A 14,559-nucleotide genomic window follows, 5' to 3' on the forward strand; every position below is an offset into this window, starting at 1 on the left:
ATATGCTGTTGTAGTGACCTCAAAAAGTTAGGTTTTTTGGTCTAACTTTGGGGGCTCAGTTGATGTCCCTTATATTGTGGCTATGTTTATAGCCAAGAAAGAGCTCGATCTAATGCGTTCATTCGTACAAAATGGCGAGGTTTACTAGAGTCTCACGAGGAGGAGAAAAATGAAAAAACAAGTTTTGTTGCCTTTATTACTAATACTGTCCCTGATTTCAGGATGTGGGACGATAAATTCAGCAAGCCCTGAGGAACTTTCTGAACGCATCGGTGCAGCTTTAGATGCTGGTTGGGAACATACCTATCATGCAGAAAATCTTACTTATGATTTAAGTATTGAAAATCTCGAACTGATGATTCGAGGCAAAGAAGCAGAATTGGCCTTTCTAGACCAGGTCAATAGCAACTCAAAACACAAGGCGGCATTCATTGAAAACACGGAAACAATGATCGCACTCGCTCAAGAAGCGATCGAAGCTCGCTATCTGGATATGCCCAGTTGGGTTGCCGCTCGCAATGGCCGTATCGAAGCCTTACTTGCCATCCATGAGGAAAGCCCGATCATCGTCAGTAGACGAGCAAAATTGCAAGAATTATTCAACGAATACGAAGAGGATTTGGCACTAGTGACCGCTGGAGCAAACAATCCACTTGCCGATGAAGAAGAAATCAATGAAGATACACGAGAAAAGCTTGGTTTGACACCTGATACACTTGAACACTTACACCAACAAAGCGATGACCTAGAAATCGAGTGGCAGAGTGCGATTGATTTGGCGAACGGTGTGACCATGAATGTCTTTTCAACAAAACATGAGCCAGTGGGGATTCTCACATTTACGAATGCTGGTGAGACCTACCCTTCCGCAATCACTTTGTTTAATGGACAAACGACGGAAATCGTTCCCGAGATAATGACTCCTTACGAAGCCGTTTCCGCTTATTTTTACGAAATTGCCGATGCTGTTTATGAAACGATTCCATACGGTTATCGATTTCTGGTTGAATCACTATGGCTTGAACTGGAAAACGACAATCGCTTTCAGTTCAGAACCTACGTGTTTGATAACGAAGTGACCGAGGAAACGATTTTAGCAGGGTTTCATCTCGCCCCGACTGTAGCAGCACGCTATGAGCGCGAAAACAATGCGACAGAACGAGAACTTGAAGCCTTTTTCCTCGTTAGAGCGCAAGGAAATCGTCGCTTTTATTCAAAACAAGAGATGGCAGAACTGTTAGAAACAGAAGGTTTTACTGCGGAGGAAACACAATGGGCACTAGAAACCCTAGATGTAGATTGGTATCGCCATGCTTTAGGACGCGCCAATCAATCCCGTCGGGTGTTAGGGATCCGTCAAAGAAATATGGCTGCTCATCTTGAAGGGAACGGCTTCTCACCTGATGAGATCGAATTTGCGATTGATAACATGGAAAATTAATATGTAGGGGACGAGACCCCATTTCCCATTTTGTCTTAGCTTAAACAAAAAACCGACCAATCTTCCTGTTTAAGATTGGTCGGTTTCTTTATTTTTTGGTTTTGATTGGTACCATGGCTTTGCGCCGATGCTGCTTCATTATTGCTTGAAGACCATAGACACCAACTCCGATAATTCCTGCAAAAGCCGAAAAAGCAATAAAAATCACAGGAGACGCCCCACTTTCTATTAATTGTTTCCCTTGGACAAAGAAAAATAAGCCCATGCTGATCAATAATGCTAGAAATAGTGATTGTCCCGCCCCGTTTTTTTTCATGCTTGCTCTCCTTTTACTTGATTATAGGTTATTCTCTCATTTCTTGAATGAAAAAACCTCCATCTTAAGGCTGATTCTTTCTTTCGATGATCAGATTGATCCCATTCGGATCAGTCAAATGCAAGCGGCTGTCTGTTTCTAACTCATACGAAACGCCTCTTGCCTTGAGATGACTTCGTAACGTAGAAAAAGCCAAAGCTGGCAAAACGATCGTAAAGTACGCTAAGCCTAGATCCTGTTCTTCCATAGCTGGAACATTTCTTCCCATCCAAATATTCGATCCGATATGGTGATGATACGAACCAGCAGCAAAAAACTTTGCTTGGCTACCAAAATCTGAGGTCAAACGCATGCCTAAAACTTCTGTGTAGAATTCTTCTGTTTTTGCCAAGTCCGCCACTTTCAAATGGACATGCCCCACCGTGGTGCCAACTGGAAAGGTCGTTTGAGATCGGTCAGCGGCTCCCAGCACGCCTTGCGCGTCCATTTCGATAGTAACGCCTACGATCTCACCATCTGCTCGAATATCCCATTCACTCTTCGGTTTGTCACGATACACTTCGATCCCATTTCCTTCTGGATCGCTCAGGTATAACGCTTCACTATATCCATGATCGCTGGCACCATCCAGGGGAGCTTTGGCTTCCAAATAATGAATCAGCATATTTCCTAGGTCTTTACGGCTAGGCAAAAGAAACGCCGTATGGAAAAGGCCTGTTTTCCGTGTCAAAGGCAACGGATCACTCACCTTCTCTAGAACTAAAAGCTCTTGCGCTCCCACGCCTAATCGCGCGTGATCTACACTTTGCTCCAATAAAGTCAGGCCGATCACGTCCGAATAAAACTGGCTCATTTTTTCTATGTTTGCTACTTTTAAAACGACTTTGCCAATTGCGGCGGCTGCATCGATTTGATAGGTGGATTGAATCATTTTCATCGCTATTTCCTCTTTTCTAAACAGTTAAATTCACTTGTACCTTTAAGTATAACACTAACTTTTAGTAAGTAAATAAATCTGCTTGTTGAGGAAAGGACTCCGTGATCTTCCGTGATTCCTAGAAACAAAGCATTTCCTCATCAGTCACAATCAAAGACAACTCGCTCACTTTTTCAGTGCTTCAATCAGTGAAATGGCTGGCTGCATCGCTTCTTCGGTCGTCCCTTCTAACACAACATAACAATATGGCTTGTATTCAGCGGTGATGGCCAATAGTTGTTGATAATCAATCATTCCTTCTCCCAATGGGACTACCTTGATTTTCCCATCGATTACTTGATAGTCTTTCAAGTGCAAACAAACGATGGCATCGCCAAAGCGGGAAAAAGCTTCCCTTGTCAAAGCGACTTGCTCTTGATAGTTCTTCGCAGTAATCAGATTGGTTGGATCAAAGATGATCCCTAAATAGTCAGAGGGTACCCGTTCCAGCAATTCTTCGATTCGGTGGATCGATGATAGTGGATGATTCAAGCCCGCTTCAATTCCTAGCATCACTTGATGTCTCTTAGCCACTTGGACCAAACGCTTGATCACCTGAACCAAATCATCGAAAACGACGTCACTAAAATTTTCCTCGGTATACCCCATATTTGGCAAAACCGAACCAGTTTCACTTGCGACCATAGCTGCATCAAAATATTTGGCATGTGCGAGATAGGTCTCGAATCTGGATAAAATCGCTTCCCGTTTTTCCAGATCAGGATGGATCAGATTACAATAACAACTTAATAAAGCGACCTGAACGTGAGATTGACCAAAAACTCGTTTGAAAAAGCGGCCTAAACCAGGACTTAATTGCTCTGGCTCTGCCCATTGTGGGAAGGATTTATTTAATGCAAATTGAATGTTATGAATGTTTTGGGCGGCAATTTTTTGCGCTAATTCTTCTGGGGACCCATAATTCTTTAAATCATGCCCCCGAACAGTTAGTTGAAACATAGCTTCTCCTTTCTTCACTGCTTTAGAAGCAAAAAGAAGACCAAGCAGCGAATCACTTCAACTGGTCTTGGTCTTCAAATCATTCAGCAGTAGCGGCTCCTCACTTCATCCATTTCTTTTCAATAGATGATCAGAACCTTTTGTGACCTTTATTGTTGTGAACGATAGTCTTCCGTGAACTCGTCAATGATTTGCTGTCCACCATTTCTTAAGAAGATTTCGATCGCTGTATCAAACCCATCGATCTCGATTTCCCCAGTCATATATTGGTAGTAAGCGTCTGAGATTCCTTCAATCAAGCTTGACCATGAACGATCATAGGTTTCAGAGGTCAGCGATTGTGCAGGATTGATCACCGCAAACTCTTCATTTTCGCGAATCTTTTCATTGGCTAAGTTGACATATGGGTTGCTTGAAGGGAAAACTGTTACTAATTCTGATGGACGAGACGAAGAAAATGGTTGTACTTCTTGTTGCCACTTCGTATCATCTAAACGGACATAGACACCCTCATCATCAATTTCATAATGAACCCCTTCGATCCCTTGGGTCATCAACGTAAACGGCTCTTCGTCCATCAAATCATTGATAAATTTCAAAACAACACGTAAGTCTTCTTCGGTTTCAACATTGTTTTTCGGAATGGCTAACCAGCCGCCCATTCCACCATTGGTATCAGAAAGGATACGACGTTCCACATTTTCATGGACGATATCATTGATCAAGACCCATTCCATATGCTCTTCATCAGTACCAGCTGCATCATCAATGTAGTTACGTACTTCTTGCAAACCACTCAATACGATCCCACCACGACCTTGAACGATATAGTTCTTCTGATCATTTTTCGCCATTACCGCAAAATCAGAATTCATCCAGCCGTTATCATAGATATTACGGAACCATTCCATTGCTTCTTTGTATTCTGGTTGCATAAAGGATGGCATCACTTCATCATCATCCGTGATCGTAAACCAATTGTCTGCACCAAAGTAACCTGAAAGTGAACGGAACCCAACGTTAAAGGACTCATCACGCTCTACGAAACCAACCGTATCATCCGCACCGTTTCCATCTGGATCATCTTCCGTAAAGGCTTGGGCGACAGCTGCTAATTCTTCTAATGTCGACGGCACGTCCAAACCTAAATTATCCAACCAATCTTTTCTGACAAGGACGCCATAACGCGCGATCGGTTTTAAAAACGGAACGCCGTAGATTCGACCATCAATTCGAGAAGACTCTAACCGATCTTCGGAAATTTCTGCCAAATTCGGGAACTCTTCTAAATAGGGTTCCACATCCCAGAACATTCCAGATGCGAGTGAGCTGCGGACGGTTGTGTTATTGATTTCTGTCAGACTAACGATATCTGCTAAAGAATTCGACGCCAATGCTGCATTCAAGCGTTCTGTTTTTGAAGCATCTGGCACCCACGTAAAGTCGATCTCGACCCCTGTGTATTCTTCTAGCTTTTGCGTGACATCTCCAGATGGTGGGGAAGCAGTATGTAGCATCGCCATCCAAGAAATACTTGATTTCCCTTCGCTTTCTGGTCCTTCAGGTGAACCTCCACCATCGCCGCAGCCTGCTAAAAACAGTCCAGCACATAATAATAAACTTGCAACTTTCAACTTTTTCATTTGTTAACCTTCTTTCTCTATTTTTAGGGAGCCATCATCGAGCGGATCTTTCCCTTGATACGTAAAATATTCAAAATCGGCATAGCTTTTGCCAAAGTGATCTAAATCATGGGCACTGATTCCAATGAAATTCCCCGTAAAACCACCAGACAAGAACTGGATGTTTTGCTTTTTAAAGGGATGCCACGTTTGTGATTGCCGATAGAACCATTGGGCTTCTAGATAAGAACCGACTACTTTCAATCCAATCGGCTCACTTGCAGCAGCGAGGGGCAATTTATCTGGGAACAAGTGAAATTCTCCTTCACAACACCGCAGCAACCGAAGGACCTTGTCTTCTTTTTCATCATAGGTTACGTAGAAAAACAAATAGTTTTCTTCATTTAAGAAAAGCGACAATCCAGCCATCTGATTGAACGATTGGGGGTGGTATTCCATCACTGTTTCAGCTTCAAAACAAAAGTCTTGTTGACGAATCGCCAATAAGTGCTTATGAAAGTTCGATTGCATCGATTCTCCGCCGATCAATCGCAAATACCCTGGTCGCTCACTCAGATTGCACCACTCTTCATTGGGCAGCAATCGTCTACCGTTCCATGCTTTTTGCAACGATCCTTTAAAGTCATCAATAAAAACAGCAGGTGATGCCCTTTGCTTCTGAGCGTCGCTAGCGAGCCTGATGGTTTGATCTGGGATCGTATCGTTATTGCTAAGATGCAGCCATCCTTCGTGATCCCAATAGACAGTTTGGAGTGCTGTCTCTCGTCCAAGGATCGCTGCCCCTTCTACTGGCCGAGTCATCAAATAGCTCATGACCCATTCTCCTGATGGCGCAATCGTCAAACTGCCATGACCTGTACATTGAAAAGGGGAATCTTCGCGCTGATAGGCACGCATCATGGGAAAATGCGGATCTACTTCATAAGGTCCAGTGATGGTTTTACTACGACAAACTGTTACCGCATGACCTGCACCCGTTCCTCCTTCTGCCGTCAGTAAGTAATAACACTCATTGTGGTAATAAAGATGCGGTGCTTCAGTCTTCGCCAGCTGGGTTCCAGAAAAAATTGGCACTCTGTCACCGATCAAGCACCCTTGTGCTTCAGAGTATTCTTGGAGCACGATCCCCACCGATTTATTTGGTGTATCCTTACGATAATCCCAAAGCGCATTCAATAACCAGATACGCCCCTCTTGATCATGAAACAAGGACGGATCAAAGCCACTACCATTTAAGTAAATGGGCTCACACCATGGCCCATGAATCGTAGGAGCCGTGATGAGATAGTTTCGACAGTCTTTGAAGGGGCGTGTCGTGTTGCGAACATTTGTATAGACACAATAGTATTGTCCGTTTGCGTAGCTGATTTGCGGTGCCCAAATGCTGCAATTTGCTGCGTTGCCTAATAAATCCACTTGATTGGTCAGAATATCTGTTTCATGGGACCAATTGACTAGATCTTGAGAACAGTAGACCCGAATTCCTGGCAACCACTCAAAGGAAGAAACCGCTAAATAATAAGTATCCTCGACTTTTAAAATACTCGGATCAGGATGAAACCCTCTTAAAATCGGATTATTGATTATTGCCTTCATGCAACCCCTCCTTGTTTGCTGACTGCGTCCGCTGTTTTTTTCTTGTGTCCGTCATCGCGATGGAGAAAACAAAAACCCGCCGCTAAAAAGAAACAAAAGGCAATCGGAAAAGCGATCATTTGACTACCAATCAATGTCACGACACCAGTCAAAAAATAAATAGCACAAGATTGCTTTCGATAATTACGATAGCGAACAAGCATCGTCGCCACTGAAACCAATATCAGGAGTGCCAACAGCGTGAAGCCAAACCAAGCGCCGAGTGTTTGAAATTGCTCCAATGCTGCTTCTTCCGTCATTTGATTCAGTATAGTGGGAAACGCACGTTGAAAGATCTCTTCGAACTGCTGGACAGTCATTTGATTGATCGCCAAGGAAAAGCCGCCCATAAACACCAGAGCGAGAACCATCCCGATCCAGCCAGACCATTTTGCCTTGCTCATTTTTCTATCACTCCTTCAAGAGTCACCCATTCAGGACGTTGGGGACTTCTTTGGTAACAACACATTCGCTCCGTGAATGTGACCGTTTGGTGGCTTGCTGTTTTTCCCCAATCAGACCATCCGCAAGGGGCGAGCTGTTGATCAAAGCAGCAGGATAAAAAGGTGACTTTGGCGTCATTACGCCAAGGACGGCCTAAATAATAGGCTTTGTCCCCTGTCACTCGGCATCGATCGAAGGTTAACCCGCTTGCTTGTTTGCTGGTTGAGGCAGCAGTAACGTAGTTCGTTTGTGGTGTATTTTTACAATGCAAGCGACACTCTTCAAAGGTGGCGGAACCACCGCCAAAAATAAAATCGACTGTTCCACTGATCCTGCAATGCAAAAACAAACTCTGTTGTTGGTCAAAGATTGTCTTTCGCCAAGGACTGATCATTGGTTCGCCTTCTTTGGTATTTTTTGGCAATGGACCCAGGCACAAGGTATCTTGAAAAGCATCGAGATGACAGCGTTCGAAGCGAATGTCATCCCCTTCGATATAGACGGCAACTGCTTGCCCGACTGCTCGCCCATACCCTGCGTCATTGATGATGGTCAGGTTTTTTACAAAGACTTCTCGGCTATTGATAAAGAGCGTCGCTGTTTGAAACGTTCCTCTTTTTTGCCCATTTTCATCGGTTTGCTCGGCAGCCAAGTGGTAGCATAAGAACGTGTTAGGTTCCGCAATCAACGTAAGCTGGTTCTTATAGATTTTCACCTGTTCTTGATACACGCCAGAGGCGATCGTGATTTCACAAGGTGCTTTTAAGGCTTCAGCAGCCAGCACGGCTGCTTGGATACTCGTAAAATCACCCTTTTGCGGCTCTTTACTAACCTTTAGCTTGATAGGAGGTGCTGTTTTAGAAATTCGATCCACTGCGCTCTCATCTCCTTGGTTTCTTCATGACCGCCTGGCAAGCAACACGCCTGCCAATGCTCCTTATAGCCTATTGCTTCATAATGCTGTCCGAGCTGCTGATCCAAACGAGCGACGCCGCTTGAGGGGCAGCCACGATCCTCTTTGCCAACCAAACTCAAACGCGGGCGTGGTGCGATCTGTTTTTGGATGGCCGCAGTCGTAAAGTCTTTCAACACATTAGGAACATAATAGTAAAACCCATGTTTGCTTAGACGGTCCTCTTCGATCAATGCTTGATAGTCCACTTGTGCTGCCATGTCCACCACCACTGATATCCGTTCATCTAGCGCTGCCAACCACCAGCTCATCAAGCCGCCCATAGAAAGTCCCAATGTGGCGATAGCGGAATGTTTCACTTCTTTGCGGGAAGCAAGATAGGTCAAAAACTGTTGATTGTCATAGATTCGTTGTCCCCATAATGTTTTGCCTTGCAACAGAAACCGCTTGTAGCTATCATTCTCACCGTTTTTTCGTTCGCCAAAGCCCCACATGTCGATCACCCCAACGGCGACGCCCAACTTCATAAATGTCGCGAATAGGCTTTCTTTTTGCATATAACACGGACTTTGTCGCAGTTCTTCTTTCCCCCTCGTGAAGTCGCCGCCATGAGAATGATTGAACAAAACGAGTGGAACAGGTTGCTGAGAGCTAGGATAAGCAAAGTATGCAGGGACATCCTCTTCTTGATTTAATCGTAGAAGTAAATGTTCCAAGGTATAATTTTGCACTTGCTCTTTTGTTTGCTGAACCACTTGTGGTGCAACTTTCATATCAGGACCTAGCAGCTGTAGTAACTGGGGATCCCTCACAAAAAATCTCCTTGAAATGCCAGAGGCTGACGATTCTCAAATGATTGTGTGACGGTGATTTCCCGACTATTCTCGATATGGAACGCTTCAGTTACGCCTTCCAAATTGATACGATCAAACTGAATATTCCGTCCACAGCCAATATAAAAGCCTTGTTTTGTCATCTCTTCGATACCTGTCATCATTGCAGGCTTTCCTGGAATTGGGTGTTCAGCCATAGAGACAGCAATATCTTGGAAAGTGATATCTGAAATAAATTGTTCAGCCAAGCCATAAACAAACCCAGCGGCCGCATGAACATTCCGAGCCGAGATATTTGCAAAATGGATTCTTCGAAAATGAGGGGTTTCCTCGGTGATCGGGTACGGATTTTTATCCCAAACATACTTTTCTTTGCCTTTCGGTCCACAGAAATAGTAAAGATTTAAAGTGAATGGACAGATAACATTATCCATCACAATGTTATTCACTCGAATATCTTCGATCGTTCCGCCACGTCCCCGACGGGATTTCAACCGAATCCCACGATCGGTATCTTGAAAAATACAATTACTGATGGTGACATTACGAATATCGCCGCTCATCTCACTACCTAGAACGACTGCCCCATGTCCATGAAGCATATGGCAATTTACGATCGTGATATTCTCACAAGCGACCCGTTCTTTGGTGTCCTCCGTTCCTGATTTGATGGCGATACAATCATCACCAACATCGATATGACAGTTACTGATGCGGACATTTTTACAAGATTCAGGATCGATCCCATCCGTATTTGGCGAATCCGCTGGATTTTTGATGCGAAGATTATCGATCGTTAAATCTTGGCAAAGAATCGGATTGACGGTCCAACTTGGTGAATCGACCAGACGGATATCTTTCAACGTAATTTGCTGGCAAGAGTCAAAACTGATTAATTTTGGTCGTGGATAAGCAAGCTGTTCACGGTTTTCCCGAAAGGTCTTCCACCATCTTTGCCCTTGTCCATCAAGCATTCCTAATCCTGTGACAGCGATATTTTCCGCATTCTCGGCATATAAACAAGAGGCATAAACTTCCCGTTTGACCCCTTCCCAGCGAGACACAACGACGGGATAGTCTTTGGGATCATCAGAAAATACTAGGGTCGCCCCCAATAGTAGGTGCAGTTCAATATTACTTTTTAAAAAGAGCGCTCCTGTCGGATAGCGTCCTGCGGAAAAAGTGATTCTGCCTCCTCCTTGTTGATGCAATTCATCAATTTTTTCTTGAATCGCTTCTGTCAACAGACCTTCTTTTTCTTGTAAATCAGCTGTAGTCAATTGGATATTCATTTCTTGCTTCCTTCCTCCATTAGTGGTTGCAGCAGTAAACTCGCTTGTAAAAAGGCACCGTATCCTTTGAAATCATTTGTGATAACGGGTTCACTGATATAGTAAACAAACGTACCATCCCGATCATCTGGGCCACCAAGACCAGCAACTTCACAGTTTCTGATCAGATTCAACCAGCCTTCTTTTGTTAAAAAGACAAACTCATCAAGCAATCCTTGATAGGTCTCTTGGGCAAACACTTGCCATTTTTGATCGATGATCCCTGCTTTGACTGCTTTCGCTGTTGCGTAACAAATCATTGAAGAAGCGGATGCTTCTAAATAATTCCCACGCTCACTGCCTTTATCTAAGACTTGATACCACACTTTTTTCTGGGGATCTCTTACTTTAGCAAGAGCTTCTAGACAGGAGACAAACATTTTTTCTAATGGATTCTTCTGCTCTGATTTCCCTAATAGCACCATCGTATCTGCGAGAGCCATCATGAACCATCCCATTGACCGTCCCCAGAAATTTTTTGAACAACCGGTCTTGGGATCTGCCCACGGCTGGACTTTTTGTTCATCCCACGCGTGATACAAAAGACCCGTTTTTGGATCTAGGGTATGAGTAAAGCATAAGGTGAATTGCTTGATTACATCTTCCAATGCTTCTTCTTTCTCAAATGTCAGTGCGTATTCTGTTAGAAATGGGGCCCCCATATATAAGCCATCTAACCACATTTGATAAGGATAGATTTTTTTATGCCAGAACCCGCCTTCGCTTGTTCTTGGCATCTGCTGTAATTGTTGATACAGCGTGTCCAAGGCGATCTTGTATTTTGAAGCACCTGTTTCTTTGTATAGTAAGAATAAACATTTGCCATTATTGATGTAATCGATATTCATCGCATCCATCTGATAGTTTTTGATACAACCGTCTTCGTCAATATAAAAATCCATCGTGTTTTGGATATAATCGAAATAGCGTTTGTCACCAGTTTGCTCATAGGCTTCTTTCACGCCTTGTAAAACGACCCCGATGTCATAGGACCATTTTCCGTGATAAATTTTTTCTTTGCATAAGTAGTCATAGCGCTCAAATAACGTGTTCAAAGCAATTTCCGAATAGTTCTTCATGTACGATACTTCCTTTTATTGTAGTCTCCTCAATTCATAGAGCTATTTGAATGAATCCGTTTTACTGGCTGTATTTCATGAGGGTTCAGCTTGTCTTGCTATTTACAGGTGTTCTCTAGTGCCCTTTTTGTTTGCGGACCAGTAAAAGTCTTTGAGCCGTTTTCTTTAGATAATGACCTCATCTCCTTTGCTGGCAACGGTTTGCTCCGTAGTCGATGCCGTTTTTGATACCACCTGATCTGTTTCAATTGGGTGGATATCTTGAAGAATTTTTTTACCAGCAAGGGCAAAAACACCACCAACTAAGCTGCTACCCATCAAAATGAGGCCGATCAAGAAATAACTGCCCAGGACTAAATAGCCAACAATCAAAATCGTCCAACTAATGATCGAATAATGCAGATAGCCTAAACCTAACAACGCACTCCCTCGCAGGATCTCAAACACGGTCACAAAGTTGGTGACTGCCATGACGGTATACACATGCATGAATAAAAAGAGAAACGCAATCAAAAAGAGGACATTCGCTACTTGGATAAACCATGGAAATGGCGCAAATATGTTGGTGATCACGATCCCTGCAATGATCAGAAACAACCAACTGATCAGCACCGATTGTCGGAACCGTTCTTTACTATAGTAGAAAAAACTTTTGATCAAAGGCGGTCGTTCATGAAGACGAAGCCAGCGATCATAATATTTCATCATGGCATACGACGCAGGACCAATGCCAAAGAGGATCCCTCCCAGGAGAGTCACACTGAGCCAAAGAAAGTGAAGTGCGATCAGCGTCAAAAATGCGAGTAATCCTTCGTTGATTTTCGTGATCTTTTCGATCGTCATGTGATCCCTTCTTTCTTAATAAATCCCGTCTTCGCCAATTTTTTTCGCCAAACGATTCGCAAAGATAACGAGGATCAAGCCAACAAGTCCTTTAAACAGCCCAACAGCTGTCGAGTAACTCAATTGACCATTTTGAATCCCAGCGGTATAGACAAAGGTATCAAAGATTTGGGCAACCTCACGGTTCATTGAGTTCATCAACAAGAACATATGCTCAAAGCCCATATCTAAGATCGAACCGATCTTTAAAATCAATAAGGTTACGATCGTTGGACGAATACAAGGCAATGTGATATGCCACATTTTTCGTAGCTTGCCGGCCCCATCCATATCCGCAGCTTCATAAAGCTGTTCATCAACATTGGTAATAGCGGCTAGATAGACGATCGTCCCCCAACCGGCACCTTTCCAAAGATCTTGGAAAATGTACATTGGACGCAACCACGTGCGGCTTGTTAGAAACGGGATACGTTCGCCACCAAGACTTTCGATCATGTTATTGATTACACCACCTTCTGTCGTTAATAAAACATAGAAGATGGAAACAACGATGACCCACGACATAAAATGAGGCAAATAAATGATGGTTTGAATCCCTTTTTTCAAACGGCGATTGTTTACTTCATTTAGCATAAGTGCCAATAATATAGGAAAAGGGAAAGAAATCGTGATATTTAAGAAAAACATGATCAGTGTATTGCGCATCAACATCACGAAGGTATCTTCAGTAAAGAGCCGAATAAAATGAGTGAAGCCAACAAAGGGGCTTCCTAGGATCCCCAAGAATGGTTGGTAGTCTTGAAAAGCGATGACCAAACCGCCCATCGGTATGTAACGGAAAATAAGAAAATATAAAATCCCCGGCAATACCATAATATAGAGGGCACGATTTTTTCTGATTTGCGCCCATTTTTTCTTTTTCAGCCGCAGCCGCTGTTCTTCTTCATTAAGTGGTGAGAAGTAATTATCAACTTTTGTTTCCATACTTGTTCCTCCGAATTTTTTTGATTTGATAGTCCCATGGTAGCGTGAAAAAAAGATAACGTATATAATCATTTTCTCAGTTTTGAAAAGGCATACATTTTTTAGGATTATTTCTCAATCGAATTGGAAAATCCTTGATTTATCAACGTTTATCACTATTGTGAATTTTTTAACATGTAAAAGTGATTATATACGTTGTCCCCGCCTCATGATACGTTGGAAGTACCTATTTAAGTAAAAAAAGATGGAGGTTTTTTCTATGCAACAAACTCTGAAAAAAACGAACCGCCCGAAAAGTGAACGGGTCGTTCAAGGATTTATTATTGGCTTTCTACTACTCTTCACCTTAACGTGTCTCTTACCTTTTCTAAACATTCTCGGAAGCTCCTTTGCTTCTTCTTCTGAGATCGCGACACGAACATTTATCATTATCCCACGTGAATTTAGCTTAAATGCTTACCGGTATATTCTCTCGACACCCACGATTTTTACGAGTATTGGTGTTTCCCTTTTCGTGACCATCGTCGGAACGGTTCTTTCAATGATCTTGACCTCTTTTATGGCCTATGCTCTTTCGAGAAAATATTTGCATGGACGCGGCATCTTCAACTTTATTGTCGTATTTACCATGTTGTTTAGCGGTGGGATGATCCCAAGTTTTATTTTGGTACAAAGCCTCGGCTTGATCGATTCTCTCTGGGCATTGATCTTACCGAGCGCCATCAGTGCATATAATATGATCATTATGAGAAACTTTTTCCAAGGGATTCCTGATAGTTTAGAGGAATCCGCAAAAATGGATGGTTGCTCTGATTGGGGCGTCTTTTTCCGTATCATCTTACCCCTTTCCTTACCATCGATTGCGACGATCTCTTTGTTCTACGCTGTTAGTTATTGGAATACTTATCAATCAGCGATCTTGTACATCAATGATTCAGCGAAATGGCCGATCCAAGTGCTCCTTCGACAAATCGTGATCGTCTCCAGCGGGATGAACGCTGATGCCGCTAGTGTCGATGTTGTCCCCCCAGCACAATCCGTAAAAATGGCCGTGATCGTCGTTGCAACTCTGCCAATGTTGATCGCCTATCCCTTTGTCCAGAAGTATTTCGTGAAAGGTGCAATGGTTGGTTCCGTCAAAGGGTAACCAACAGGCAGCAA

General features: G+C 43.2%; 14 protein-coding genes. 2 read left to right on the forward strand and 12 right to left on the reverse strand.

Annotation, left to right across the window (positions count from 1 at the left end):
- Positions 1–169: 169 nt before the first annotated feature.
- Entirely contained in the window at positions 170–1,441 is a 1,272-nt protein-coding gene (locus tag ACTW1R_RS09770) for a hypothetical protein (RefSeq protein WP_074932699.1), read from the forward strand.
- Between the two features lie 88 nt (positions 1,442–1,529).
- On the opposite strand, the gene ACTW1R_RS09775 is transcribed toward ACTW1R_RS09770, so the two are convergent.
- The 12 genes from ACTW1R_RS09775 to ACTW1R_RS09830 all read right to left on the reverse strand — a co-directional run bounded on the left by ACTW1R_RS09775 (position 1,530) and on the right by ACTW1R_RS09830 (position 13,398).
- Positions 1,530–1,757 carry a hypothetical protein gene (locus tag ACTW1R_RS09775; RefSeq protein ID WP_005229963.1) on the reverse strand — a complete coding sequence of 76 codons (228 nt, stop codon included), beginning with the start codon at positions 1,755–1,757 and terminating at the stop codon, positions 1,530–1,532.
- A 64-nt stretch (positions 1,758–1,821) separates the two neighbouring features.
- Positions 1,822–2,694, reverse strand: coding sequence for a VOC family protein (locus ACTW1R_RS09780; RefSeq protein WP_123833685.1), 873 nt, complete (start codon positions 2,692–2,694; stop codon positions 1,822–1,824).
- 165 nt (positions 2,695–2,859) lie between these two features.
- Positions 2,860–3,693 (reverse strand): sugar phosphate isomerase/epimerase family protein, encoded by an 834-nt coding sequence (locus ACTW1R_RS09785; protein ID WP_375826591.1) that lies wholly within the window; start codon positions 3,691–3,693, stop codon positions 2,860–2,862.
- A gap of 149 nt (positions 3,694–3,842) precedes the next feature.
- The gene (locus tag ACTW1R_RS09790) at positions 3,843–5,336 is read right to left on the reverse strand and encodes an extracellular solute-binding protein (RefSeq protein ID WP_142964792.1); all 1,494 of its coding nucleotides are present in this window, start codon (positions 5,334–5,336) and stop codon (positions 3,843–3,845) included.
- 3 nt (positions 5,337–5,339) lie between these two features.
- Positions 5,340–6,932 carry a glycoside hydrolase family 43 protein gene (locus tag ACTW1R_RS09795; RefSeq protein WP_167822022.1) on the reverse strand — a complete coding sequence of 531 codons (1,593 nt, stop codon included), beginning with the start codon at positions 6,930–6,932 and terminating at the stop codon, positions 5,340–5,342.
- The gene (locus tag ACTW1R_RS09800; RefSeq protein WP_156235876.1) at positions 6,929–7,375 is read right to left on the reverse strand and encodes a DUF4064 domain-containing protein; all 447 of its coding nucleotides are present in this window, start codon (positions 7,373–7,375) and stop codon (positions 6,929–6,931) included. Before ACTW1R_RS09800 ends, ACTW1R_RS09795 begins: the two co-directional genes overlap by 4 nt.
- Positions 7,372–8,289 carry a pectinesterase family protein gene (locus ACTW1R_RS09805; protein WP_016610993.1) on the reverse strand — a complete coding sequence of 306 codons (918 nt, stop codon included), beginning with the start codon at positions 8,287–8,289 and terminating at the stop codon, positions 7,372–7,374. The genes ACTW1R_RS09800 and ACTW1R_RS09805 overlap by 4 nt, the downstream gene beginning before the upstream one ends.
- Positions 8,250–9,140: a dienelactone hydrolase family protein gene (locus ACTW1R_RS09810; RefSeq protein ID WP_016610992.1), complete on the reverse strand. Its 891-nt coding sequence runs from the start codon at positions 9,138–9,140 to the stop codon at positions 8,250–8,252. The genes ACTW1R_RS09805 and ACTW1R_RS09810 overlap by 40 nt, the downstream gene beginning before the upstream one ends.
- Positions 9,137–10,453, reverse strand: a complete 1,317-nt coding sequence (locus ACTW1R_RS09815) for a glycoside hydrolase family 28 protein (RefSeq protein WP_005229941.1) — start codon at positions 10,451–10,453, stop codon at positions 9,137–9,139. The genes ACTW1R_RS09810 and ACTW1R_RS09815 overlap by 4 nt, the downstream gene beginning before the upstream one ends.
- Positions 10,450–11,571 (reverse strand): glycoside hydrolase family 88/105 protein, encoded by a 1,122-nt coding sequence (locus tag ACTW1R_RS09820; RefSeq protein WP_375826594.1) that lies wholly within the window; start codon positions 11,569–11,571, stop codon positions 10,450–10,452. The genes ACTW1R_RS09815 and ACTW1R_RS09820 overlap by 4 nt, the downstream gene beginning before the upstream one ends.
- Before the next feature lie 165 nt (positions 11,572–11,736).
- Entirely contained in the window at positions 11,737–12,414 is a 678-nt protein-coding gene (locus tag ACTW1R_RS09825) for a DUF624 domain-containing protein (protein ID WP_375826595.1), read from the reverse strand.
- 15 nt (positions 12,415–12,429) lie between these two features.
- Positions 12,430–13,398, reverse strand: coding sequence for an ABC transporter permease (locus tag ACTW1R_RS09830; protein ID WP_005229934.1), 969 nt, complete (start codon positions 13,396–13,398; stop codon positions 12,430–12,432).
- 259 nt (positions 13,399–13,657) lie between these two features.
- On the opposite strand from ACTW1R_RS09830, the gene ACTW1R_RS09835 reads away from it, so the two are divergent.
- Entirely contained in the window at positions 13,658–14,545 is an 888-nt protein-coding gene (locus ACTW1R_RS09835) for a carbohydrate ABC transporter permease (RefSeq protein ID WP_015509917.1), read from the forward strand.
- Positions 14,546–14,559: the final 14 nt, after the last annotated feature.

This window comes from Enterococcus sp. R12 (assembly GCF_058135755.1).